Below are 23,368 nucleotides of genomic sequence, written 5' to 3' on the forward strand. Positions count from 1 at the left end.
ACACGGAGGTGGCCAGCACGGTCCGTACCCCGTCCGCGGTGCGGGCCCGGGACAGGCGCGGCCAGACGGTGGCGAGCGCGCCCAGCCGGTACGGCGCGGTCGGGCGGCCGCTGTCCAACGCGTCCAGCAGCTCGCGGGTGTTGGCGATCTCGAACCCGGACGCGAGCAGCCGTACGGCGACGGCCCCGGCCCGCGGCTGCCATCCGGCGAGCACCCTCAGCTGCCACACGAGGGCGTCCAGGACGGCCCGTTGGGCCTCCTCGGTCCCGGCCTGCGGGTCGAGTCCGCGCCGGTAGGGGGTGCCCGCGAGGGCCCGTACGGCCTCGGCCGGGGTCGGGGACCCGGCCAGGCTCCGCGCCGCGCCGGGTCCCAGGCGGGCAGCGGCCATGGCCCTGGCCCGGGTCACTCCGGCGACCCATCGCGCGCCCATGGCGTCTCCCTGTTCGGACCGGTCTGTGCGCTGTCTGCGAGCGTGTCGAGTTCCCGTGTCACCTGTGCCACCAGGCGGGCCGCCAGACCGGGGGTGCGGGCGCGTGCCCGGGCGCGCAGCTCCGCCACGGCGGCCTCGGCGCGGACGCCGGCGCGGGCGGCTTCGGCCTCGGCCTCGGCGCCGAGCCGTGCGGCGGTCTCGCGCCTGAGGCGCGGGGCCCGCTCCCGGGCCGTTCGTACAGTCTCCTCGGCCCGCTGGGCGGCGGCGCGGCGGCGCCGGTCGGCCTCCTGTGCGGCCGCGCGGCGGATCCGTTCCGCCTCGGCCGCCGTGTCGTCCAGGGCGGTGAGCGGGGGCTCCAGTTCGGCCGCGAGTGCGGCGGTGCGGTCGGCGGGTACGGCCCCGCCGACGGCCGGGCCGGGGGAACCGGCGGGCCGGAAGCGCGCCAGGAAATGGCGGAACCCAGGCATACGGACCTCCTGGACCGACCGCGTTGACCGGCGTCGATGTCCTGTGGTCTGACTCCACGCTAGGCGCCGGTCCACCGTCCCCCACAGGGCCGTTGCGTCCCACGGAAGGGGCCGGGCGGCCCTGTGCGCGTGGGCGCGTCGGCGCGATCGTGAGGGTGGAACGAAGTCCGCGCATTCCAGGGAGGCTGTCATGAACGACCGTGGGACTCGGGCAGCGTTGTCGTCGGGGACCGAGGCCCGCCGCGCGGTGCCGAGGCACTCCCCGGTGCCGACCGAGGGGTTCCGCCAGGACGCGATGATCCGTTACCTCCAGGCCATGGCCTCCCACGAGGCGCAGGAGGCGGCGGCCGACGCCGCCGAGGACGCGGACCGGCAGTCCGCCGCCCCGGGCACGGTCGTGCGGCCCGCCAAGGACACGGTGCTGCGGGTGCGGGACGTCATGAAGCGGTCCGCGGAGGGGATCTCCCCCGAGACCCCGTTCGAGGACATCGCGCGTGAGCTGGCCCGCCAGGAGACCGGGGCGGCCCCCGTGGTGGACGAGGAACAGCACGTCGTGGGTGTGGTCGCCGAGTCCGACCTGCTCGCCCGTGCCGCCGCGCTGGCCGACCCGGACGGCGCGCCCGGCGGGTTCGGGCTGCTGCACGGCCGCCGTCGGCGCATCGAGCGGGAGGGCACCACGGCGGGCGCGCTGATGACGGAGCCGGCGATCACCGTCCAGCCGTGGACCTCGGTGATCGACGCGGCGCGTACGGCCTCCCGGTCCAGGGTCCGGCAGATCTTCGTGACGGACCACCACAACCGGCTGCTGGGCGTGGTCAGCCGCAGTGAGCTGCTGGAGGCACTGGTGCGGGACGAGGACTAGCAAGTCCGTGCGGAGGGCGGCCCGATCGCGGGCCGCCCTCCGCACGTGTACGGATGTGTGCGTGCGTACAGACGTGTGCGCGACCGGGTCGGTCCGGCCGCGCACACGGGTGCGGCGTGGCGCACGACGGCGCTCAGGCGTGCCGCACCGGGATGGTCCGGCTGCCGGCCTTCTCCTCCGGCACCGGAACCGTGATCGTCAGGACACCGTCCTTGTAGTCCGCGGTGGCCTCGTCGCCCTTGGCGCCGGCGGGCAGCCGGACGGACCGGGCGAAGGTGCCGTAGCGGAACTCGGTGCGGTGCTTGTCCTTGGTCTCCTCGGTGCGCTCGGCGCGCAGCGTGAGCACGCCTTCCGTGACGGTGATCTCGACGTCCTTCGCCGGGTCGATGCCGGGAAGCTCGGCCCGCAGCACGTACGTGCCGTCCGTCAGGCGCTCCTCGATGCGGATGCCGTGCGCCCCGGCGACGGGGTGGGTCAGCGGGAATCCGCCCTCGACCCAGCCGAACAGGTCGGGGAACGCAGGCCAGCCGGGCAACCGCTCGATCATGCCGCTCATGTCACCCTCCTTTCGCTCTTCCCAACTCCAGCGTCCCGTCCGGGTACCTGACGGCGCCTGGGCCGAACGGGCAAGCGCGGGACCGGACGGTCCCTGTCACTCGCCGGTCCGGTCGCCCTTTGGTCCTGCGGCTCCCCGCTCAGCCTTTGGTCCTGCGGCTCCCCGCTCAGCCTTTGGTCCTGCGGCTCCACTGCGGACCCACCGCGGACCACTCGCGTTCCCAGTCCCGAAGCCGCCGCCGGTCCAGCCGTATCCGCACCAGCCGGGCGCCGCCCACGGCCGTGCCCGCGGCGAGCAGCCCGGCCGAGGCGCCCAGCAGCGCCGACTCGAACCGGGCCTGGGAGGGGGTGGGCGGCGCGGCGACCATCTCGCCCTTCCCGTTCGTCCAGACGGTGGCGGAGGAACCGGCGCGGCGGCCCGGCTGGGCCTTCGCCAGCCCCGTGCGGGTGTCGCCGTCGGACTCGGTCCAGCGGACCTTCGCCCACACCGAGCCGTCGGTGAGCCCTTCGGTGCCGGGCCGCTCGGGCGCGTCCTCGACGAGCACGGCGGCGACCGGTTCGGCCCGCGCGCGCCGTTCGGCGAGGCCGTCGGCCACGGCGTCCGCGGTCATCCGGGCGGCGCACAGGGCGCCGACGAGGGCGAGGACCCAGCCGATGACGATGATCCATGCCTCAAGGCGGTCGACGGGGCGGCGCAGGGGGTTGCGCCGCCAGCGCCACCACCACACCTTCCGCGGGCGGCGGGTTCTCCGCGTGGTCGACATGGTCGACACCCCCTTGCCGGACGGACTCACGGAGCCTGTCGGTCCCGCGCGGTCCGGTCGTCGGCGAGGTCGGGTTCCTGGGCCGGGCGATGGCGCGGGCCCAGCAGCCGGCAGTCCACCGCGACGACTCCCTCGACGGCGCGCGCCATCCGCACCGCGACGGGTACGAGTTCGGTGTTGCGCACCCGGCCGCTCAGCCGCACGACGCCCGACTCGACGTCCACCCGCACCTCCTCCGGTGTCTCGGGGAAGAGAAGCGCCACCACGTCGGTGCGCACCTCGCGGGCGATGGACGCGTCGTCCCGCAGGAACACCTTCAGCAGGTCGGAGCGGCTCACGATGCCCTGGAGCACCCCGTCCTCGTCGACCACGGGGAGCCGGTGCACGCCGTAGCGGGCCATGGTCCGGGCGGTCCGGGCCAGGGAGTCGCAGGGGTCCGCGGTGACGGCGGGTGCCGTCATCAGCTCACCGGCCGTGCGGGCCTCGGCCTTGGCCAGGCCGGCGGGGCGGGACCGGAGCGGGTCGCCGCCGTGGAACTCCTCCTTCAGCAGCAGGTCCCGCTCGGAGACGACGCCCAGGACCCGCTGCCGGTCGTCGACCACGGGCACGCCGCTGACGCGCCACCGGCGCATGGCTTTCACGATGTCCTTGAACGCGGCCCCGCGTCGCACGGCCACGACCTTGCGGGTCATCACGTCGCTGACGATGCTCGGGCTGCCGTCCATGGTGGCCTCCGGACTCAGCCCCGGCTTCCGCTGCCGTAGGGCGCGTAGAGGTCGAGGAGGCGGGTGCGGGCGGCCTGCAGCCGCCGGGTGGCGACCGATCCGGCCCACAGCGCCATCGCGTGTCCCATCGCCGGGTCCTCGGCGCACATCCGGCGCACCTCCTCGGCGTCGAACTCCAGGGCGCGCACCGGCCCGGCGGTCTGCGCGCCGAACCGCCGGCGGTACGGCGGGAACAGCCAGGACCAGCCGAGCAGGTCGCCGGCGCCGAGGGTGTCCGCCTCGACGGGCCGGTGGCCCGGTACGCGCATGTCGAGGCTCACGATGCCGGACTGGAGGATCCAGAAGCGGTCGGCGCGGCCGCCCTCGTGGAAGAGCCGGATGTCCGCGGGGAAGCGCACCTCGCGGGCCACGTCCAGGAGCCGGCCCCGGTACTCCGCGGCAAGTGTCTTGGTCGGCCGGGGTGTCGTCGCGGTAGTCATGGTGGGCCTCCTGGTGCTCCGCCGGGCCGACGGTGAGCCGGACATGCGTCTGCTGTCTTCAGGCTCGGTCATCGGCGCGGTGACGACATGAGCCGAGCGGCCCTAGTCGGGGGTCCCAAAGGGCACGCGTGGTTGTGCCGGCGCCCCGTCCCTGGGACCTTCGGCCTCTGCCGTGTCTCCCGCCGTTGCGGAAGAGTCGGGTGAGGACCCACAGGAGGATGCATGTCCACTGTCTCCGCTCCACGCCGCAACAGCCCGACGTCACGGGGCGATGCCGCCGCGTCCGTCTCGGGCCTGACGAAGACCTTCGGCCGGACCCGTGCCCTGGACGGGCTGGATCTGATCGTCGCCGAGGGCGAGGTGCACGGCTTCCTCGGTCCCAACGGGGCGGGGAAGACCACGACGATCCGGGTGCTGCTGGGCCTGCTGCGCGCGGACTTCGGTGAGGTACGGCTGCTGGGCGGCGACCCGTGGCGGGACGCCGTGGCGCTGCACCGCCGGCTGGCCTACGTACCGGGCGACGTGAGTCTGTGGCCCAAGCTGACGGGCGGCGAGATCATCGACGTCTACGCGCGGCTGCGCGGCGACCTCGACCCGGTGCGGCGCGACGCGTTGCTGGAACGGTTCGAGCTGGACCCGACGAAGAAGGCGCGCACCTACTCCAAGGGCAACCGGCAGAAGGTCGGCCTGGTCGCGGCGCTGACCTCGCGTGCGGAGCTGCTGCTCCTGGACGAACCGACCTCGGGGCTCGACCCGTTGATGGAGAGCGTCTTCCAGGAGTGCATCCGCGAGGTGAAGGCGGAGGGCCGCACCGTGCTGCTGTCCAGCCACATCCTGGCGGAGGTGGAGGCGCTGTGCGACCGGGTGAGCATCATCCGCGCGGGCCGCACCGTGGAGAGCGGCACGCTGACCGAACTGCGCCATCTGACGCGCACGTCGATCGATGTCGAGACGGTGCGTGCGCCCGAAGGGCTCGCCGCCCTGCCGGGCGTGCACGATCTGCGGGTGGACGACCACCGGGCCCGCTTCGACGTCGACTCCGACCGGCTCGACCACGTCGTACGGCTGCTGGCCGACTTCGGTATCCGTTCGCTGACCAGCCGCCCGCCGACGCTGGAGGAGTTGTTCCTGCGGCACTACGGCGACGAGACGGCCGCCCTGGAGGGGTCATGACCGAGTTGACCGGCACGGTCACGCTGACCCGGCTGGTCCTGCGCCGCGACCGCGTGCGGATCCTGCTGTGGCTGCTCGCCGTGCCCGTGCTGGTGTTGGTCACGGCGGCCAGCATCAAGGGCCTGTACCCCACCCAGCACGACCTGGACGTGGCGGCCGAGGCGAGCAGGGGCAACGCGGCCGCGATCGCCTTCAACGGGCCGCCGCTGGCGCTGGACACGATGGGCGGCGAGGTCGCCTTCCAGGTCGGCACTCTGGGTCTGGTGGTGGTCGCCCTGATGAGCGTCTTCATGACCGGGCGCAACACGCGCGGCGAGGAGGAGGCCGGCCGCGGCGACGCACTGCGCGCCCTGCCGGTCGGGCGGCACGCCAACGCCACGGCCACGCTCCTGGTCGTCACCGGCATGAACGTGGCCGTCGGCGCCGCCGTCGCCCTCGGTCTGATCGCCATGGACCTGCCCGCGCGGGGCTCGCTGGTCTTCGGTACGGCCTTCTGTCTGCTCGGCCTTCTCTTCGCCGGGTTCACCCTGGTCGCGGCCCAGATCTCGGAGAACACCCGGGTCGTGCACGGCGGCACCGGCGCCGTGCTGGGCGCGGCCTTCGTGCTGCGCGCCGTCGGTGACATCGGGGACGGCACGCTGTCGTGGTTCTCCCCGATCGGGCTCGTGCAGAAGTCCCGGCCGTTCGCGGGCGAACGCTGGTGGCCGCTGCTCCTCGCCGCCGTCGGCGCGGCCGCCGCCGTGGCCGTGGCCCACGCCCTCAGCGACCGGCGGGACGTCGGCGCGGGCCTGGTCGCGCCCCGTCCCGGCCCGCCGCGCGCGGCCCCCGGTCTGGGCAGGCCCCTGGGGCTCGCGGTGCGGTTGCAGCGCGGCAGTCTGATCGGCTGGGGCAGCGCGGTGTTCCTCACCGGGCTCGCCTACGGCTGGGTCGCCGCCGACGTGGAGGACTTCATCGGCGACAACGACACCATGGCGGACATCCTGGCCCGCTACGGCGCCACCGACCTCACCGACTCCTACCTCGCCCAGTCGCTGCTCCTGGTCGCCCTCATCGGCACCGGCTTCGCCGTCCAGTCCGCGCTGCGCCCGCTGGGTGAGGAGGGTGCGCTGCGCGCGGAGCCGCTGCTGGCCACGCCCGTGTCCCGGGCGCGCTGGATGGCGAGCCATCTGGCGGTGGCGCTCGCGGGCAGCGTCGTCGTGCTCGCCCTCGCCGGTCTGGGCGCCGGGATCGCCTACGGGTCCACCGGCGGCGGCTGGTCGCAGATCCCCCGGCTGACGGGCGCGGCGCTCGCCTACGCGCCGGCGCTGTGGCTGCTGGCGGGGCTGGCGACGGCGCTGTTCGGGCTGGTGCCGCGGGCCACGGCCGCCGCGTGGGCGGTGCTCGCCGCGTGTGCCGTCATCGGACTGCTCGGCGAGGTGCTGGGCCTGCCCTCCTGGGTGCGCGACCTGTCCCCCTTCGAGCACGTCCCGCACCTCCCGGCGGGTGATCCGACGGTGGCCGCTCCCCTGCTGCTCGCCCTGCTCGCGGCCCTGCTGACGGCGGCCGGTGTGGCCGGATTCCGGCGGCGGGACGTCGGCTGACCGCCGGGCGGTCCACGGGCGGCGCGCGCGCTGTTCGGCGAATCTGAGCACAAGGCTCCGCCTACCGAAGGGATCAGATGATGGTCCAGTCCCCGTCCCCCGTGTCCCCAGGATCGGCCGCGGGCACCGCGCCGGTGTCCTCGCGTGCCTGGCTGATGCTGGTCCTGGCCACCGTGGGGTTCGCCGTGAACTTCTGGGCGTGGGCCCTGCTCAGCCCGCTCGGCCCGCGCTTCCACGACGACCTGGACCTGACCTCGTTCGAGCAGTCGCTGCTGGTGGCGGTGCCGGTGGTGGTGGGGTCGCTGGGCCGGATCCCGGTGGGCGCGCTGACCGACCGCTACGGCGGACGGGTGATGTTCCCGCTGGTCTCCGCCGTCACCGTGATCCCGGTCCTGTACCTGGGGCTCGCCGGGCACGACTCGCTGGCCGCGCTGCTGGTCGGCGGGTTCTTCCTCGGCATCGGCGGAACGGCGTTCGCGATCGGGGTGCCGTTCGTCAGCGCCTGGTTCCCGCCCGAGCGGCGGGGCATGGCCATCGGCGTCTTCGGCATGGGCATGGGCGGCACCGCGATCAGCGCGCTGACCACGGTGAAGCTGGCGGACGCCTACGGCATCGTCAACCCGTTCCTGGACTGCGCCGTCGTCCTGGTGGTCTACGCGGTCGTGGCCGCCCTGGTCCTGCGGGACGCGCCCGGCCGCACGGCACCGTCCGAACCGCTGGCGCGGCGCCTGCTGGACACCCTGCGGCTGCCGCTGACCTGGCAGGCGTCCGCGCTGTACGCGGTGGCGTTCGGCGGTTACGTCGCCTTCTCCGTGTACCTGCCGACGTACTTGAAGACCGCCTACGACCTCACCCAGGCGGACGCGGCCAACCGGATGGCGGGCTTCGTGCTGCTGGCGGTGGCGATGCGTCCGGTCGGCGGCTGGCTGTCGGACCGGATCGGGCCGGTGCGGGTGCTCTCCGGGAGCCTGGGCGTGGTCGTCGTGGGCGCGCTGGTGCAGTCCGCCACCCCGTCCCTGGCTCCCCTGGGCACGATCGCCTTCCTGGCGATGGCCGGGGCCCTGGGCGCGGGCAGCGGCGCGACCTTCGCCTTCGTGGCCCTGCTCGCCCCGCCCGGCCAGACCGGCTCGGTGACCGGCGTGGTCGGCGCGGCAGGCGGCCTCGGCGGCTTCGTACCCCCGCTGGTGATGGGCACCCTCTACGGCGCCTACGACAGCTACGCCCTGGGCCTGATCCTTCTCGCGGTAGTGGCGCTGGCCGCGCTGATCTTCACGGAGACCGGGGTGCGCCGCGCGGTACGGCGCAAGACCGCGTCCGCCGAGGCGGGCTGACCCGCGGCACATGGGCCGTTCGGCCCCGCGGTGCGGCCGTGCCGACCCATGTGCGCGGCGGTGTCCGCGGCCGATCCTGGTGACGCGGGGGCCCGCGCACGGACGCGTGGGCGCCGCTCCGGGAGGTGCCCGTCATGCTTCGCCCCGTTGTCGTAGGACTGGACGGATCCCCTGAGAGCCTGGCCGCCACCGACTGGGCGGCCCGTGAGGCGCTCCGGCGCGGTCTGCCGTTGCGGCTGGTGCACGCCGGAGAGGGCCTCGCCGCGCCCACGGAGTCGGACCTGCCCGAGCTGGAGGCACCGCGTGACCGGGCGCGGCGCCTGCTGCGCCTGGGCATGGACCGGGTCAACGAGCGCTACCCGCAGGTGAGCCTGAGCGCCGAGCAGATCCCCCGGCCCGCGCCCGAGGCGATGGCCGCGCAGGGCGAGGAGGCCGAACTGCTCGTGCTCGGCAGCCGGGCGTTCACCGGCCTGGGCGGTCTGCTGGCCGGTTCCGTGGCCCAGTCCGCGGTGGCGCGGGTCGCACGGCCGGTCGTCCTGGTACGGGCCGAGCACACGTCGGCGGACGAACACGAGCCGGACGGGACGGGCGGGCTCTCCGCCCACACGCCGTACCGGCCGCTGGCCGTCGGCGTGGACCCGGCGCAGCGGTGCGACGACCTGCTCGCGTTCGCCTTCGAGAGCGCGCGGCTGCGGTCCGCGCCGCTGCGGGTGGTGTACGCGTGGCGGCTGCCGTACGTGCCGTCCGCGCTGGAGGCCAAGGCCCGCCGTGAGGTCGGGCAGAAGTCCGGGCAGGTGCTGGAGGCCGTGCTCGCGCCGTGGCGGGAGAAGTACCCCACGGTGGAGGTCGTGCCGCTGGCCGGGGAGGGACGTCCGGCGCACCGGCTGCTCGACGCCTCCCGGGACTGCGGGCTGCTGATCGTCGGCCGCAGGATCCGCCCGGCCGGGATCGGCCCGCACACCGGGCCGGTCGCGCACGCGGCGCTGCGTCATGTGCGCTGTCCGGTCGCCGTGGTGCCGCACGAGTGAAGGGCCGCACGAGACCTGTGCAGGAGCGGCACACAGGCTGCACACAGCCTGTCGAAAGGCTCGCTACGGTTCTGGCCGATCGATCAACCACGTCGGTCCCCCGTGCGAACGCCGAGTCAGGAAGACCCCCGGATGGACTACTGCTCCTCGTGCCGTCGGCACCTCAACGGTGCCCTGGTGTGCCCCGGATGCGGCGCCTACGCCCCGGACATCGCTCCCCCGATGGCGATGGCGGCGCCCCTGTCGGACCCGGTCCCGGACCGCGGCCCCTGGCACGACGCGGAACCCCCGGTGGCGGAGCCCGCCGACGCGCCTGCCGCGGACGCGCTGCCCGCCGAGACCGCGTCCGTCACGGGCCGCGCGGCACGGCGCCGGCAGCGGGCCCGCTGGAAGAAGAACCAGCGCAAGGCACTTGTGGCCACCGCGGTCGCCCTGGTCGGCGGTGGACTGACCGTCGCCTCCCTGGACGGGCGATCCGGGGACCGCGCCCAGGCGGCCACCGCACCGGACAACAGGGCGATGGGCTCCGCAGGGGAAACGCCCACCGAGGCAGGCGATCCCACGGAGCCGACGCCGTCCGCCTCCACGCCGTCACGGACACCGGACACGCGGCCCACCACGCCCACCACGCCCGCGTCCCGGCCGTCGTCCCCCACGAACGCCCCGCGCGAGCAGTCCATATCCGTGACGCCCCGCTCCACGCCGACCACGGCCGAACCGCGCACCCCGGACGCGCCCGCGTCCTCGGTGACCTCGGACGCCCAGTCGCAGCAGCTCCCACCCGGCAACGGCAACGGCAACGGCAACGGCAACGGCAACAACACCGTCCCGGAGCCGGCCGTCACACCCACGCCGCCGGCCACCGCCGCGCCGTCGCCCTCCGCGACCGAACCGTCGTCGCAGGTGTGTCTGCTGGTGCTGTGCCTGGGCTGACGCCCCGCTCAGCGCTCCCCGCTACTCCTCGGCGGGTACCGGAACCCGCCACACCAGCCGGCTCCCCCCACCCTCCGGGGTGCTCAACTCCAGCTCGCCGCCGAGCTGTTCGGCACGCTCGGCCATGTTGCGCAGTCCGCTGCGCCGCCCCTCGGCCGGGATACCGACGCCGTTGTCCGTCACGGTGAGGCGGACCTCGCTGCCGTCGGTCTCCAGCACCACGTCGGCGCGCTCGGCGCGGGCGTGCCGGGCGATGTTGGTGAGGGACTCGGAGAGCACGGCGATCACATGGTCGGCGACCTCGCGGGGCACGTCCGTGTCGACCAGGCCCTCCATCCGCACACTGGGCGCGAAGCCCAGCACCGGGGCCGCCTCCCCGGCCGCCCGCACGACGCGGGCGCGCAGCCCGGTCCCGGCGCCGTTCTCACGGGCCCGCAGGCCGAAGATGGTCGACCGGATGATCTTGATGGTCTCGTCCAGGTCGTCCACGGCCCGCGCCACGCGGTCCCCGGCCTCGGCGTGCTCGATGAAACGTCCCGCGCTCTGCAGGGTCATACCGGTCGCGAACAGCCGCTGGATGGCGAGGTCGTGCAGGTCGCGGGCGATCCGGTCGCGGTCCTTGAGCACCGCGATCTCCTCGGCGTCGCGGCGGCGTTCGGCCAGCTCCATGGCGATCGCGGCCTGCGCGGCGAAGCCCTGCAACGGCTCGGTCTCCTTGGCGGCGTACACCGGCCGCCCCTGCTCGCGGGCCAGCAGCACCACACCGCGCACGCCGTCGCCGGTGCCGATGGGCACGGCCACGGCGGGACCGAGTCCGGTGAACCGGTCGCCGGAGTCGGCGACGCGCTCGTCGCGGGAGATGTCCGAGCTGGTGACGGAGGACCCGGCGGAGAAGGCCCGCCCGATGAGGCTGTCGTCCACCGGCAGCACCAGACCCCGGTGCGCCTCGGCGCCCTTGCCCGTGGCCAGTTCCACCCGCAGTACGTCGGTGTCCTCCACCGGCATGGCGACCACGGCGAGGACGGCGCCGGAGATGTCCTTGGCGCGCCGGGCGATCAGTCCGAGCGCCTCACCGCGCTCGGCCCCGGACATCAGACTGTGGGTGATCTCGGCGTTGGCCCGCAGCCAGCGCTCGCGCAGCCGGGACTCCTCGTACAGGCGGGCGTTGTCGATGGCGACACCGGCCGCGACGGCGAGCGTGGACAGGACCGACTCGTCCTCCTCGTCGAACTGCGCCCCGCCGCCCTTCTCGGTCAGGTACAGATTGCCGAAGACCTGGTCGCGGACCCGGATCGGGACGCCGAGGAAGGTGTTCATCGGCGGGTGGTGGGGCGGGAAGCCGTAGGACGCCGGGTGCTCGGAGAGCTTCGCCAGGCGCAGCGGCTGGGGGTGGCGGATCAGTTCGCCGAGGATGCCGTGGCCCTCCGGGTAGGGGCCGATCTCGCGGATCTGCTCCTCGCTGACGCCGACGGTGTGGAAGGCGGACAGCCGCTTGCCGTCCGGCCCGATCACGCCGAGGGCGGCGTACTGCGCGTCCACCAGCGCGGCCGCCGCCTCGACGATGCTGTTCAGGGCCTGTTCCAGGTCGAGCTCCCGGCCGACCGAGAGCACCGCCTCCAGCAGGCTGTGCACCCGGTCGCGCGTGCCGCGCGCCGCGTCGAGGCGCGCCTGCAGTTCCTCCAGCAGCTCGTCAAGCTTAAGCTGCGGAAGCCGTACGCGGGCCTGACCGGCCTGCTCCTGGCTCTCCACCGGTTGTTCCTCCACGCCCCTCGGTCCGTCTCCGCCCATGGCGGTCCAGTGCCACCGTAACGGTCCGGGGCATGCGGCGACACGGCATCGGGGCAGGTCGCCCGGTGGAGGGGCCCGCAGGTCAGCCGCGCGGGAGGCGGGCGGCGACGTACTCGGTGAGGTCCAGCAGCCGGTTGGTGTACCCCCATTCGTTGTCGTACCAGCCGAAGACCTTGACCAGGTCGCCGTGGGCCTGGGTGAGCGGGGCGTCCAGGACGCAGGAGGCGGGGTCGCCGACGATGTCCCGGGAGACGATGGGGGCTTCGGAGACCCGCAGGACGCCCTTGAGCGGCCCGTCGGCGGCCTCCTTGAAGGCGGCGTTGACCTCCTCGGCGGTGACGGGGCGCTCCAGGACCACGCTGAGGTCGGTCAGGGAGCCGTCCTCCACGGGCACGCGGACGGCGATGCCGTCGAGGGTGCCGGAGAGCTGCGGCAGGACCAGTCCGACCGCGCGGGCGGCGCCGGTGGAGGTGGGGATGATGTTGACGGCGGCGCTGCGGCCGCGGCGCGGGTCCTTGTGCGGGCCGTCCAGCACGACCTGGTCGTTGGTGTAGCCGTGGATCGTGGTCATCAGTCCCTTGACGATGCCGAAGCGCTCGTCGAGGACCTTGACCATGGGGGCCACGCAGTTGGTGGTGCAGGAGGCGTTGGAGACGATGTGGTCGCGCTCCGGGTCGTAGGTGCCCTCGTTGACGCCCATCACGACCGTGGCGTCGACGTCCTTGCCCGGCACCGACAGCAGCACCTTGCGGGCGCCCGCCTCCAGGTGGGCGCCGGCCTGTGCGCGGGTCCGGAAGCGGCCGGTGGACTCGATGACGATGTCGATGCCCAGGTCGCCCCAGCCCAGGGCGGCCGGGTCGCGCTCGGCGGTGACGTCGATACGGTGCCCGTCGACGGTGAGGGAGGTGTCGTCGTGCCCGACGTCACGGCCGATCCGCCCGTAGGTCGAGTCGTAGGCCAGCAGATGGGCCAGCGCGGCGGGTGAGGTGATGTCGTTGACCGCGACGATCTCGACCGGGGTGCCGGCGGAAGTCTCGGCGCGTTCCAGCACACAGCGCAGGTAGTTGCGTCCGATGCGGCCGAAGCCGTTGATTGCCACGCGCACGCTCATGTCGGTGGTCCTCCCCAGGGTCGGTCCGGTGGTGTCCGGTGCGCTTCCAGCCTGCTGGCGGGACGGCGGACGCGGCAGGGGCCGGTCGGGGCCGAGAGGTGGGCCTAATGCCCCTCTTGGTGGCGCGCCCGGTCCTGGACCTGGGTGGCGATGACCGCGGCCTGGATACGGCGCTCCACACCGAGCTTGGCCAGCAGGCGGGAGATGTGGTTCTTGACGGTCTTCTCGGCGAGGTAGAGGCGCTGGCCGATCTGCCGGTTGGTCAGCCCCTCGCCGATGAGGTCGAGGATCTCCCGCTCGCGTGCGGTCAGTCCGGGCAGCGGGTCCGGTTCCTCCTCGTGCTCCTGGTCGTGCCGGAGCCGGGCCATCAGCCTGGTGGTGGCGCTGGGGTCGAGCAGGGACTGGCCGGAGGCGACGGTGCGCACGGCGGAGACCAGGTCGGAGCCCTGGATCTGCTTGAGCACATAGCCGGAGGCGCCGGCCATGATCGAGTCCAGCAGGGCCTCCTCGTCGTCGAACGAGGTGAGCATCAGACAGGCCAGTTCGGGCAGGCGGGAGCGCAGTTCGCGGCAGACGCTCACCCCGTCGCCGTCGGGCAGACGGACGTCGAGGACCGCGACCTGGGGGCGCAGCGCGGGTACCCGGGCCAGGGCCTGTTCGGCGGTGGCGGCCTCGCCGACGACGGTGATGTCGGGTTCGTCGTTGAGGAGGTCGTGCACTCCGCGCCGTACGACCTCGTGGTCGTCCAGCAGGAAGACCCGGATCGGGTCGCCGGGGCCCGGCCGCGCGCCGTCCGCCATCGGTTGCTCCTCGTCGTGTTCGCCGTGGTCCCCGGTGGCCGGTCCACGGGCCGTCGGTCACTCCCCCTGCTGGAATCCTCGTCCCGGAAGGGGCCCAAGGACAGGGCCGGTCGGCCCCTGATTCCGACATCCGACCTACGGGTACCCGGCAGGCGTGAGGAAACGCCCCCGTCCCGATCCTGAGGGGCCGCCCGGACACCCGGGCAGGGGCCGAACGGCCCTAGCTCGCCCCGTGTCACTCAGGTTCGAATGATCTGATCGAACTCGGACACAACGAGAGTTCACTCGTTCACGACCTGACGGAAGCCCGCCATGCCCCACACGAACGGCAGCCCCACCGCCACAGGACCACGCCGGAGCATCGAGCTCGACAGTGCCGAGGCGCTGCGGCTGCTGGGCAGTGTCTCCTTCGGCCGGATCGTCTTCACGCAGCACGCCCTGCCGACGATCCGCCCGGTGAACCACGTCCTGGACGGCGGAGACATCATCATCCGCACGCACGACGGCGCGGCACTCACCTCCCGGACCCGCCAGGCCGGATCACCGGGCGTGGTGGTTGCCTACGAGGCCGACTCCATCGACCCGGTCACCCACCTCGGCTGGAGCGTCGTCGTCACGGGCTACGCCCATCTGGTCACCGACCCCGACGAACTGGCCCGCTACGCGTCGATGCTGCACCCCTGGTCGCAGCAGACGATGGACTACGCGGTCCGCATCCGCCCCGACCTGGTCACCGGGATCAGGCTCGCGGCGACCTGACCCCGGTACGCCGCCGTCACCGCGTCGGCACCAGGACGACGGGGCAGTGCGAACGGTGCAGCAGGGTGTGCGCGACGGGTCCGGGACGGCGGCGCCGGGTACCGATCACCACCACGGCCGCGTCGGCCGTGGCGTCCAGCAGGGCGCGGGCCGGTCCGGTGCGCACCGTGCGGGTCTCCACGTCGATCGTGGGGAACCGCTCCTTGAGTCCGGCGAGGCTGAAGCGCGCCACGGCGCCCTCGGAGCGGCCGGTGACGGCCAGCTCCCGCTGCCCCGGGCTCGTCGCGGGGATCGGGGAGGGCAGCTCGGGGGTGATGTGGCGGTGGGTCCAGCAGTGCACCACGTCCAGTCCGACACCGCGCCGTCGGGCCTCCGCGAAGGCGTAGGCGGCGGCCTCGGCGTCCTCGTCGCTCTCCAGACCGAGCAGCACCCGGCGTTCCCCGTCGCAGGGATGGTCGCCGCGTACGACCAGCAGCGGCCCCGCCGCGTGCACCGCCAGGCCCAGGCTCACCGAGCGGGCGAGCAGTCCGGAGACCGGGCCCAGGCCCCGGGTGCCGACGACGGTGAGGGCGGCGCCCTCGCTCTCCCGGGCCAGCACGGCCACGGGGCCGCCGGTCACCGGTTTCGACGCCACGCGCAGCCGGGGGTGGCGTGCGTGGGCACGGGCGACCGCGGCACCGAGCACGGGCGCGGCCTCGTCCCGGTCCGGCACGGCGTACACGATCCGCAGGGCGGCTTCGCGCCGCGCCGCCTCGTCCGAGGCCCAGTCCAGGGCCCGTACGGCGTTCAGGGACCCGTCCGCTCCGACGACCACGTACTGGGGAGTCATGGCTCCTCCCTTCCTGTCCGATGCCCCCGATGCTTCTCGCGCTCGGGCGTCCGGGGCAGGGGCCGGGTGAACCCGGCCGCGCGCCGTACGGCCCAGCCGGCCGGGACCGTGCGGCTCAGGAGGACGGGGCTCAGGAGGACAGGCGCACGCCGTACAGCGTGCGTCCGCCGACCAGTTCGCGGCCGGTGACCAGTTCCGGCTCGATGCGCACGAAGACCTCCGACGGCGAGGGCACCCAGGAGCGGGGCCCGGTGTGCTCCAGGCGGGCGACCTCGGCGGGGTCGGTGATCACCGCCGCGGGGCCGGTGACGATGACGCTCCAGCCGGACTGGGTGGCCGCGTCGACCTGGTCGGCCTCGAAGGCGACCACAGTGCCGTCCACGGCCCGCACCAGCTCCGAGCCGGCGGCGGTGCGCAGCAGTACGGCGCCGTCGTCGGCCAGGGAGAAGTTCACGGGCAGGACGGCGGGCAGCGCGTGCCGGGTGTGCACGATGCGTCCGACCGGCACCTTGGCCAGCAGCCGCAGGCACTCCTGTCGGTCCAGTTCACGGAATCCGTCGCTGCGGTACATGGCCTGCCCTGTCTTTCCCCTGGTCGCTGTCGGTCGCCGCGTGTTCCTCCATGCTTGGTCACGGGCCGGTGCCCCGCGAAGGGCCAACGGTCCCGGTGCCGTACGCCAACGGCCCTGTCACACCGTGATCCGCCGTCCGCTGACGGAGCGCGGCTCGATCCGTATCCACAGCGGGCGCGTTCCGCCCGCCCACGGCTCGGAGTACGCGTGCTCGTCGAGGTCGTGTGCCTCGGCGGGGTCGTCGACGGCGTCGGCGGTTCCGCGGACCAGGACGCTCCAGCCGGTGCTGAACGCGTCGTCGATGCGGTCGACCTCCAGGGCCACCTGACGGCCCGCCGCGAGCGCGGGAATCGAACCCGGGGCGGTGCGGAAGGCGACGCCGCCGTCGACCACGGCGTAGTTGACGGGCACGACGACGGGACCGGTCGGGGTGGGTACCGCCAGGCGTCCCACTCCGTGGGTGGAGAGCAGGGCGTGGCACTCCTCGGCCGTCAGCTCGGTGAACTCGGCGTGCCGCGCGGCCCGTCCGGGTCCGGGCGGCCGTTCGACGTCACCGCCGGTCAGCTCGGCGACCGTGGTCTGCAGGGCGCCGGCCAGCCGCATCAGTGCTCCGATGCCCGGGGCCACGACCGGCTGCTCCTCCAGGTAGCGCAGATAGCTGGTGGCCATTCCGGCGCGAGCGGCGGTCTCCGCGCGGGAGAAACCGAGCTGCCTGCGCCGGAGCGCGATACGCCGCCCGAGGTCGCCCACGGGCAAGGGCTGGGTCGCCATCGACAAGGTCTGGTCGGCCATGGCCCGCCACCTCCTCCTGTCGGCCCCCGAGCGGATACTCCTCTGATTTCTCCAGCGTCCGGGGGCGCCCCCGGACGGCGCTTGGGCCGGTCGGCCCCGGTGGGGGCGCCGGTCGGCATCGAATGCGCCCACCGAGTCCGTACGGCCCCACCGCACGGGCGGGCCCGGGGCCGTACGGCCCTTCCGCCGCGCCGTCGGTTTCCGGTTGCCTTCGGAGGCATGTCCGAGAACCTCATCCGGTCGATGCCGCCGCTCCCGGATCACGCCGAGCCGCAGGCCGACGTCGTGGCCCTGCGGGGGGAACTGGACCTGCTGGCCGCGCCCTCGCTGACGGCCGGACTCGACGCCCTCACCGCCCGGCCGGTGCCCGACCTGGTCCTCGACCTGAGGGACGTGACCTTCATCGACTGCACCGGCCTCGGCGTCCTGTGCCGCGCCAGGGCCCGTGCCCTCGCCCGCCACGGGCGGCTCCGCCTGGTCTCGGACAGCCCCCGCCTCCTGCGTCTGCTGCGCGCCACGGGTCTGCTCGGCGTCTTCGAGCTGTACCCCCGCCTGTCCGACGCGCTCGCCCCGCGCCGCGCGGCTTCACCGACGACGGGCTGACCTCACCGCCGTCACCCCTCGATCACCTCCTCGACCGCCCGTCGCGGTGTGGCCGGTCCCTGGGGGCCGTGGCCGAGGCGGATCAGTATCTGGGCGTGGCCCGTGCGGGGGCTTGCCTCGTGCCTGAGGTCCGGCCATTCCAGGGGCTGGTGGAGGAGGGAGGAGCGCAGGCCGCGGGCGGTCGCGGTGAGCAGGACGCGTTCCAGGGCCTGGCCGGCGCGCAGCCAGTCGGTGCGGCGGTCGTGGGCGGTGGTCAGCAGGGCGATGAACGGCGACCGCTCGAAGGAGCGGGCGGGCAGGCGCTCGGCGTGGCGTTCGGCGGTGAAGTCCCGCAGGGGCAGATGCTCGCGGGCGTCCTGCGGGCCGAGGGTCGCCAGCGGCAGCCCCGTGCGCGGGTACGCGTACGGGTCCTCGCGCACCCAGCGGCGGCTCTCCGAGGCCCGGTCCGGGTCGGCCCGGTTGCGCCGTTCGCCCTCCGCGGTGAGCGCCAGCAGACGTGCAGTCTCCGCCGCGTCGGGGAAGAGCAGGTCCGCGCCCTCCACGGCCGCCGCGGTCGCGAGTTCCGCGCACAGCACCGGGGACAGCGGCTCGCCCGTGAACGGCAGCCGACTGCTGTGCCGGCGCCACAGGGCCTCGTACAGCTCGGCCTGCGAGGGATCCAGGGCCCCTGTCTCGGTGGGGCGGACCGTGGCCAGCAGCGCCGGGTCCGCGGGCGCCGGCAGCAGCCGGGTCCGGGGTGTCCAGCCGAAGTGGGCCATCGCGACCCGGAGATTGAGCACGCACGCCCCGACCGAGACATGGACCGCCCGGCCGTCCGGATCGGTGAAGCGCAGTCCCGGTGCGGGGGCCGCGCGGATGTGGAAGGTGACGGTCTCGGGGTCGAGGCGGAAGCGCCAGGGCTGGGAGTTGTAGAGCGAGGGGGCGACGACGGCCGCCGCGACACAGGTCTCCAGGGCCGTGGCGTCCAGGATCGTGCTGTGCATGATGCGCTCCTCCCGCCGAGCGGTGTTTTTCTTCGAGGGTGCGGACCGGCACCCCGCCGCCGTGAGAGGCCGATGGTCCCGACCCCGGGTCCGACGGTCCGTGCGTGCCCGGCGAGCCACCCTCGCCCGGTGAACAGCGCCCGTCGGGCCTCGGGTTGGACCGATCGGCCCATCCGTCCCGCCCGCTCGGCCCCTCCCGCCGCCGCCCCGCGCGTGCCACCGTCGGCAGGGAGGCACGAGGGGAGGTGCGGACCGATGGACGGCACGCGGTGCGCGAAGGTGCGGTTGTGGCGCTGGCGGGCCAACCCGCTGCGCCGCCGCGAGGACATCGTGGAGGGCTGGGTCGTGCTGGCCGTCTGGCTGCTCATGCTCGTCGGCGGCACCGTCCTCGGCCTGGTGACGGCCCGCAACGCCGTCGACGGCTTCGACGCGCAGCGCGCGGACCGCCACCCGACCCGGGCCGTGCTGCAGGCCGACGTTCCCGAGTCGGCGAAGTCGGTCGGTGCGGCGAGCGACCACGCCATGGGCAAGGTCCGCTGGACCACCGACGACGGCACCACGCACACCGACGAGACCCTGGTGGACCGGGGTCTGAAGGCCGGTACCGAGGTCGTGGTCTGGGTGGACGGCAGGGGCGAACTCGCCACCGAACCACCGGACCGTACCGAGGCCGCGGTGGAGGCCGCCGTCCTCGGCACCGGCGCCGCCCTGTTCCTCGCCGGCGCTGTGTACGGCACCGGAAAGGTGGTCCGCCAGCACCTGGAGCACCGCCGGGTGGCGCGCTGGGGTCAGGAGTGGGAGCTGGTCGAGCCCGAGTGGCGCCGCAAGACCGGCTAGTCCCCCCGGTACAGGGCCGTCAGCAGTTCCACCGCCGCCTGTGTGGCCGGATGCGGGTCGTCGCGCCACCAGGCGAGCCGTACGGCGATGGGTTCCGCGTCCCGGACCGGACGGTAGACCACTCCGGGGCGCGGGTACTGGTGCGCCGTCGCCTCCGCGGTCATGCCGACGCAGCGGCCCGTGGCGATCACCGTGAGCCAGTCGTCGACGTCGTGCGTCTCCTCGGTGGCGGGCCGGGTGTCCGGCGGCCACAGCTCGGGGGTGGTGGTGCCGGTACGGCGGTCGACGAGCAGGGTGCGCCCGGCGAGATCGGCGAGCCGTACCGAGCGGCGCCGGGCCAGCGGGTCGTCGTCGGCCAGCGCGCACAGCCGCCGCTCCAGCCCGACGAGCGCCGTGTCGAACCGCCGGTCCTCCAGGGGCCGCCGTACCACGGACAGGTCGCAGGCGCCCTCCGCGAGCCCCGCGGTGGGCGAGTTGACGCGCACCAGTTGGAGGTCGGTCCCGGCGTGGGCCTCGGTCCAGCGGCGCTGGAAGGCCTTGGTGTGCCTGCCGAGGGCGGCCCAGGCGTACCCGACGCGCAGCCGCTCATGACCGGAGGCGGCCTCCCGGACCAGGTCGTCCACCTCGCCGAGCACCCGGCGGGCGTGCGCCAGCACCCGCTGTCCGGTCCCAGTGGGGGTCACCTCCCGGGAAGTGCGCCGCAACAGCCGTACCCCCAAGGCGCGTTCGAGGGAGGCGAGGTTCCGGGACACCGCGGCCTGGGAGACGCCCAGGGCGATGGCCGCGTCGGTGAAGCCGCCCTCGTCGACGATCGCGACCAGGCAGCGCAGCTGACGGAGCTCCACATCCATAACCCAAGCGTATAGATCCCTCGCCGGGTGCATTTTGCGTATGGATGACGGCGGCTCACCATGCCTGCATGCGCGCCAGAACCGCATCCGCCTCCGTCCCCGAAGTCCTCGCCGCACCGCCCGAGTCCGGCCGGGTCCGCCTCGCCGGTGTGGCCACGATGCTCGGCAGCGGCCTCGCCAACCAGACCGGCGCCGCCGTGGGATCGCTCGCCTTCCCGGTGCTCGGCCCGGTCGGCGTGGTCGCGGTGCGCCAGTACGTGGCCGCCGTCGTCCTGCTCGCCGTCGGCAGGCCCCGGCTGCGCGCCTTCACCTGGCGGCAGTGGTGGCCCATCGTGCTGCTGGCGTTGGTCTTCGGCACCATGAACCTCTCGCTGTACACGGCGATCGACCGCATCGGCCTGGGCCTCGCGGTCACCCTGGAGTTCCTCGGCCCGCTCGCCATCGCCCTGGCGGGCTCCCGGCGCCGCGTGGACGCCCTGTACTCGCTGCTCGCCGCCGCGGGCGTCGTGGTCCTGATGCGCCCACAGCCCTCCGCCGACTATGTCGGCATGGCCCTGGGCCTGCTGGCCGCCGCCTGCTGGGCGTCGTACATCCTGCTGAACCGGACCGTCGGCCGCCGCGTCCCCGGCGCGCAGGGGTCGGGGGCGGCGGCGGCCCTGTCCGCCCTGCTGTTCCTGCCGGTCGGCATCGTGATCGCGCTGCGGCAGCCGCCGACGCCCGGGGCCGTGGCCTGCGCGGTCGCGGCTGGCGTCCTCTCCTCGGCGGTGCCCTATCTCGCCGATGTGTTCACCCTGCGGTACGTCCCGGCCCGCGCCTTCGGCCTGTTCATGAGCGTCAACCCCGTGCTCGCCGCCCTGGTCGGCCTCGTCGGACTCGGGCAGCGGCTGGGCGGCGCGGAGTGGGCCGGGATCGGGGCGATCGTCGCCGCGAACGTCCTGGCCCTGCGGGGGAGGGCGGGGAAGGCGGGATAGCCCGGTCGGCCCGTGCGCGCGGGTGCCGCAGGCCGGACGATGGAAGGAGGACGGGACGAAGGAGGTGCGTCGTGCACTGCTACGAATGCGCACTTCAGGACTCGGCCACCCCCGCGGTAGCGGCGTGTGTGCGCTGCGGATGCGGGGTGTGTCTGAAACACGCCAAGGTCGCCGAACAGCTCGTGCACCACGACGCCGGCCTGGGCCAGACCTACGGACCGCGCGCGGCCCGGCGCGTCACCTGCCAGACCTGCCACGACGCCGAGGCCTCCGGCCAGGTGAGGCACGCGGGCTGAACCGCTCCCCGCGCCCGGCCCTCAGATCGACCAGCCGGTCGCCTGCCGGGAGGCCGGGGCGGGCTCGGCGGCGCCCATGGCCTCGATGTCGTGCGCGGCGGCGGTCACCAGTTGCCCGGCGAGATGCTGGAGGGCACGGCCCGCGGCCAGTTCCGCGCCGATCTCCGGTACGTCCCGGTCCTCGGGGTTGCAGTGCGCGGTGCCGCGGCCGGTGAGCGAGGTGTCCCCGGTGTCCAGCACCACCCGCGCACTGGTAGTCCCCGCCTCCTCGGCGAGGTAGAGGTGTACCTGCCATTCCGCTGTATGGGACATCGCGGCCTCCTCGTCGAGCGGACGGACGAACGTCCGGTACCCCTTCCATCGTGGTACGCCGCCCCGCCCCGCGCAGCGCCTGTCACTCGTCGAAACTCGCGAAATACGCGGCCGCCATGTCCTCCTCGCCGTGCCCCTGGGCGGCGGCCCGCTCCAGCCGGGCGGCGCCCGCGGCGGCGACGTCGAGACGGACTCCGCCCCGCTCGCCCGCCTCGACGATCAGCCGGGCGTCCTTCGCGGCGGTGGACACCGCGAACTGGGGCGGCGAGAGCCGCTCCTCCAGGACCAGACCGGCCTTGGCACGCAGATAGCCCATGTCGAGCGGCCCACCCGCGATGAGGTCGAAGAACTGCTGCGGGTCCACGCCGAGGGCGCGGGAGAGCGCCAGCGTCTCCCCCGTGGCGGCCGTGGCCGCGATGACCCAGGAGTTGGCGACCAGCTTCAGCCGGGTGGCGGTGCCCTCCGCCCCGTCGTCGCCGGTCCACACCGTACGGGCGCCGACGGCGTCGAAGACGGGCGTGACCTTCTCCCGGCCCTCCACCGGACCGGCCGCCAGCACGGTCAGCCGGCCGGCCTCGGCGGGCTGCCGGGTGCCCAGCACGGGGGCGTCGTAAAGGACCAGTGCGTGCTCGCCGGCGAAGTCGGCGAGGCCGGGGAGGGCGTCGAGGCCCGCGGTGGTCGACTGCACCCAGGCCGTACCGGGCCGCAGCCCGCCCGCGGCCTGCCGCATGACGTCCAGGGCGGCCGGACCGTCGTGCAGGATCGTCAGCACGACATCGGCGTCCCGCACGGCCTCGGCGGGACCGTCCGCGACGAGCACACCGTCGGCGGTGAGCGGTTCGGCCTTGGCCCGGGTGCGGTTCCAAGCACGCACCCGGTGTCCGGCCCGGGCGAGATTGCGGGCCATCGCGGCCCCCATGATCCCGGTGCCGAGCACCGCGACGGTGAGCCTGTCGGTCATGACGTTCGCCTTCCGTTTCGTCGTCGGCGCCAGGCTGCCGGTCAGCCCGCCGCTCCGTTGCACCGCGTCGTCGCGCGGGGCCAGATCCAGCGGCTCCCGCCGTCAGGACCGCCCGTCCTCCAGGTGGGCGACCACCCGCTCGGAGATACGGGCCAGGGTGCGCAGCTCCTCCGGGGTGATGTGGTCGAGGAACAAGGCGCGCACTGTCTCCACGTGCCGGGGTGCGGCCGCCTCGATGGCGGCACGGCCCGCGTCCGTGATCACCACGAAGGCGCCGCGGCCGTCCTCCGGGCACTCCTCGCGGGCCACCATGCCCCGGGAGACCATCCGGGCGATGTGGTGGGACATCCGGCTCTTCTCCCATTCGAGCGCCCGGCTCAGGTCCTGGTAGCGCAGGCGCCCTTCCGGTACGTCCGTGAGGTGCACCAGGACGGCGAAGTCGGCCGACGACAGGTTGAAGTCGGCCTGCAGTGACCGGCCCAGCCGGGCACCGAGCTTCTCCTGCATACGGACGAAGTTCCGCCAGGCGTGCTGCTCCTCGTCGGTGAGCCACCGCACCGTCTGTGTCATACGGGAA

At 74.2% G+C, this 23,368-nt stretch carries 28 protein-coding genes; 11 read left to right on the forward strand and 17 right to left on the reverse strand.

Annotated elements, in window-relative coordinates; genetic code table 11:
- On the reverse strand, window positions 1-430 hold a 430-nt coding region (locus GA0115233_RS07895; RefSeq protein ID WP_176711671.1), incomplete at its 3' end, for a V-type ATPase subunit.
- Window positions 403-897 (reverse strand): hypothetical protein, encoded by a 495-nt coding sequence (locus GA0115233_RS07900; RefSeq protein ID WP_093719391.1) that lies wholly within the window; start codon window positions 895-897, stop codon window positions 403-405. The genes GA0115233_RS07900 and GA0115233_RS07895, both read right to left, overlap by 28 nt.
- 190 nt (window positions 898-1,087) lie before the next feature.
- Here GA0115233_RS07900 and GA0115233_RS07905 point away from each other — a divergent pair, with 190 nt between their 5' ends.
- On the forward strand, window positions 1,088-1,759 hold the full coding sequence (locus GA0115233_RS07905) for a CBS domain-containing protein (protein WP_093719392.1): 672 nt from the start codon (window positions 1,088-1,090) through the stop codon (window positions 1,757-1,759).
- A 133-nt stretch (window positions 1,760-1,892) separates the two neighbouring features.
- Here the strand turns inward: GA0115233_RS07905 and GA0115233_RS07910 are convergent, their stop codons facing one another.
- From GA0115233_RS07910 to GA0115233_RS07925, 4 genes are all read right to left on the reverse strand, one after another.
- Entirely contained in the window at window positions 1,893-2,315 is a 423-nt protein-coding gene (locus GA0115233_RS07910) for an Hsp20/alpha crystallin family protein (RefSeq protein ID WP_093719393.1), read from the reverse strand.
- A gap of 166 nt (window positions 2,316-2,481) precedes the next feature.
- Entirely contained in the window at window positions 2,482-3,078 is a 597-nt protein-coding gene (locus GA0115233_RS07915; protein WP_093719492.1) for an Rv1733c family protein, read from the reverse strand.
- Between the two features lie 26 nt (window positions 3,079-3,104).
- A complete protein-coding gene (locus GA0115233_RS07920) occupies window positions 3,105-3,803 on the reverse strand; it encodes a CBS domain-containing protein (RefSeq protein WP_093719394.1) in 699 nt (232 codons plus the stop codon).
- A 14-nt stretch (window positions 3,804-3,817) separates the two neighbouring features.
- Window positions 3,818-4,282, reverse strand: coding sequence for a cyclic nucleotide-binding domain-containing protein (locus GA0115233_RS07925; protein WP_093719395.1), 465 nt, complete (start codon window positions 4,280-4,282; stop codon window positions 3,818-3,820).
- Between the two features lie 222 nt (window positions 4,283-4,504).
- Here GA0115233_RS07925 and GA0115233_RS07930 point away from each other — a divergent pair, with 222 nt between their 5' ends.
- From GA0115233_RS07930 to GA0115233_RS07950, 5 genes are all read left to right on the forward strand, one after another.
- Window positions 4,505-5,455, forward strand: a complete 951-nt coding sequence (locus GA0115233_RS07930) for an ABC transporter ATP-binding protein (protein WP_093719396.1) — start codon at window positions 4,505-4,507, stop codon at window positions 5,453-5,455.
- Window positions 5,452-7,035: an ABC transporter permease gene (locus GA0115233_RS07935; protein WP_093719397.1), complete on the forward strand. Its 1,584-nt coding sequence runs from the start codon at window positions 5,452-5,454 to the stop codon at window positions 7,033-7,035. The genes GA0115233_RS07930 and GA0115233_RS07935 overlap by 4 nt, the downstream gene beginning before the upstream one ends.
- A gap of 155 nt (window positions 7,036-7,190) precedes the next feature.
- Window positions 7,191-8,366: an MFS transporter gene (locus GA0115233_RS07940; protein ID WP_255310093.1), complete on the forward strand. Its 1,176-nt coding sequence runs from the start codon at window positions 7,191-7,193 to the stop codon at window positions 8,364-8,366.
- Window positions 8,367-8,500: 134 nt separating this feature from the next.
- On the forward strand, window positions 8,501-9,394 hold the full coding sequence (locus GA0115233_RS07945) for a universal stress protein (RefSeq protein ID WP_093719398.1): 894 nt from the start codon (window positions 8,501-8,503) through the stop codon (window positions 9,392-9,394).
- Window positions 9,395-9,526: 132 nt separating this feature from the next.
- Window positions 9,527-10,327: an SCO2400 family protein gene (locus GA0115233_RS07950; RefSeq protein ID WP_093719399.1), complete on the forward strand. Its 801-nt coding sequence runs from the start codon at window positions 9,527-9,529 to the stop codon at window positions 10,325-10,327.
- Between the two features lie 21 nt (window positions 10,328-10,348).
- Here the strand turns inward: GA0115233_RS07950 and GA0115233_RS07955 are convergent, their stop codons facing one another.
- The 3 genes from GA0115233_RS07955 to GA0115233_RS07965 all read right to left on the reverse strand — a co-directional run bounded on the left by GA0115233_RS07955 (window position 10,349) and on the right by GA0115233_RS07965 (window position 14,026).
- The gene (locus tag GA0115233_RS07955) at window positions 10,349-12,076 is read right to left on the reverse strand and encodes a sensor histidine kinase (RefSeq protein WP_093719494.1); all 1,728 of its coding nucleotides are present in this window, start codon (window positions 12,074-12,076) and stop codon (window positions 10,349-10,351) included.
- Window positions 12,077-12,197: 121 nt separating this feature from the next.
- Window positions 12,198-13,226 (reverse strand): type I glyceraldehyde-3-phosphate dehydrogenase, encoded by a 1,029-nt coding sequence (gap, locus tag GA0115233_RS07960; RefSeq protein ID WP_093719400.1) that lies wholly within the window; start codon window positions 13,224-13,226, stop codon window positions 12,198-12,200.
- Between the two features lie 104 nt (window positions 13,227-13,330).
- Window positions 13,331-14,026, reverse strand: a complete 696-nt coding sequence (locus GA0115233_RS07965) for a response regulator (RefSeq protein ID WP_093719401.1) — start codon at window positions 14,024-14,026, stop codon at window positions 13,331-13,333.
- A 312-nt stretch (window positions 14,027-14,338) separates the two neighbouring features.
- On the opposite strand from GA0115233_RS07965, the gene GA0115233_RS07970 reads away from it, so the two are divergent.
- Window positions 14,339-14,785 carry a pyridoxamine 5'-phosphate oxidase family protein gene (locus GA0115233_RS07970; protein ID WP_093719402.1) on the forward strand — a complete coding sequence of 149 codons (447 nt, stop codon included), beginning with the start codon at window positions 14,339-14,341 and terminating at the stop codon, window positions 14,783-14,785.
- A 16-nt stretch (window positions 14,786-14,801) separates the two neighbouring features.
- On the opposite strand, the gene GA0115233_RS07975 is transcribed toward GA0115233_RS07970, so the two are convergent.
- The 3 genes from GA0115233_RS07975 to GA0115233_RS07985 form a co-directional block, all read right to left on the reverse strand.
- Window positions 14,802-15,614 carry a universal stress protein gene (locus tag GA0115233_RS07975; RefSeq protein ID WP_176711672.1) on the reverse strand — a complete coding sequence of 271 codons (813 nt, stop codon included), beginning with the start codon at window positions 15,612-15,614 and terminating at the stop codon, window positions 14,802-14,804.
- A 130-nt stretch (window positions 15,615-15,744) separates the two neighbouring features.
- The gene (locus GA0115233_RS07980) at window positions 15,745-16,185 is read right to left on the reverse strand and encodes a pyridoxamine 5'-phosphate oxidase family protein (protein WP_093719403.1); all 441 of its coding nucleotides are present in this window, start codon (window positions 16,183-16,185) and stop codon (window positions 15,745-15,747) included.
- A 117-nt stretch (window positions 16,186-16,302) separates the two neighbouring features.
- Window positions 16,303-16,977 (reverse strand): helix-turn-helix domain-containing protein, encoded by a 675-nt coding sequence (locus tag GA0115233_RS07985; RefSeq protein WP_093719404.1) that lies wholly within the window; start codon window positions 16,975-16,977, stop codon window positions 16,303-16,305.
- Window positions 16,978-17,196: 219 nt separating this feature from the next.
- Between GA0115233_RS07985 and GA0115233_RS07990 the strand changes: the two genes are divergently transcribed.
- Entirely contained in the window at window positions 17,197-17,580 is a 384-nt protein-coding gene (locus GA0115233_RS07990) for an STAS domain-containing protein (RefSeq protein WP_093719405.1), read from the forward strand.
- Between the two features lie 11 nt (window positions 17,581-17,591).
- Here the strand turns inward: GA0115233_RS07990 and GA0115233_RS07995 are convergent, their stop codons facing one another.
- Entirely contained in the window at window positions 17,592-18,563 is a 972-nt protein-coding gene (locus tag GA0115233_RS07995; RefSeq protein WP_093719406.1) for an Acg family FMN-binding oxidoreductase, read from the reverse strand.
- 255 nt (window positions 18,564-18,818) lie between these two features.
- On the opposite strand from GA0115233_RS07995, the gene GA0115233_RS08000 reads away from it, so the two are divergent.
- The gene (locus tag GA0115233_RS08000; RefSeq protein ID WP_093719407.1) at window positions 18,819-19,400 is read left to right on the forward strand and encodes an Rv1733c family protein; all 582 of its coding nucleotides are present in this window, start codon (window positions 18,819-18,821) and stop codon (window positions 19,398-19,400) included.
- On the opposite strand, the gene GA0115233_RS08005 is transcribed toward GA0115233_RS08000, so the two are convergent.
- On the reverse strand, window positions 19,397-20,251 hold the full coding sequence (locus GA0115233_RS08005) for a LysR family transcriptional regulator (RefSeq protein WP_093719408.1): 855 nt from the start codon (window positions 20,249-20,251) through the stop codon (window positions 19,397-19,399). The two genes, GA0115233_RS08000 and GA0115233_RS08005, sit on opposite strands and share 4 nt — an antisense overlap.
- Window positions 20,252-20,409: 158 nt before the next feature.
- On the opposite strand from GA0115233_RS08005, the gene GA0115233_RS08010 reads away from it, so the two are divergent.
- Entirely contained in the window at window positions 20,410-21,222 is an 813-nt protein-coding gene (locus GA0115233_RS08010; RefSeq protein ID WP_255310094.1) for an EamA family transporter, read from the forward strand.
- Window positions 21,223-21,293: 71 nt separating this feature from the next.
- Window positions 21,294-21,518, forward strand: coding sequence for a DUF2180 family protein (locus GA0115233_RS40925; RefSeq protein ID WP_176711673.1), 225 nt, complete (start codon window positions 21,294-21,296; stop codon window positions 21,516-21,518).
- Window positions 21,519-21,539: 21 nt separating this feature from the next.
- Here the strand turns inward: GA0115233_RS40925 and GA0115233_RS08020 are convergent, their stop codons facing one another.
- From GA0115233_RS08020 to GA0115233_RS08030, 3 genes are all read right to left on the reverse strand, one after another.
- Window positions 21,540-21,830 (reverse strand): DUF1876 domain-containing protein, encoded by a 291-nt coding sequence (locus tag GA0115233_RS08020; protein WP_093719410.1) that lies wholly within the window; start codon window positions 21,828-21,830, stop codon window positions 21,540-21,542.
- 82 nt (window positions 21,831-21,912) lie between these two features.
- A complete protein-coding gene (locus GA0115233_RS08025) occupies window positions 21,913-22,791 on the reverse strand; it encodes an NAD(P)-dependent oxidoreductase (RefSeq protein WP_093719497.1) in 879 nt (292 codons plus the stop codon).
- 102 nt (window positions 22,792-22,893) lie between these two features.
- Window positions 22,894-23,361 carry a MarR family winged helix-turn-helix transcriptional regulator gene (locus tag GA0115233_RS08030; RefSeq protein WP_093719411.1) on the reverse strand — a complete coding sequence of 156 codons (468 nt, stop codon included), beginning with the start codon at window positions 23,359-23,361 and terminating at the stop codon, window positions 22,894-22,896.
- Window positions 23,362-23,368: the final 7 nt, after the last annotated feature.

It is taken from the genome of Streptomyces sp. DI166, assembly GCF_900091315.1.
Taxonomy (GTDB): domain Bacteria; phylum Actinomycetota; class Actinomycetes; order Streptomycetales; family Streptomycetaceae; genus Streptomyces; species Streptomyces fuscus.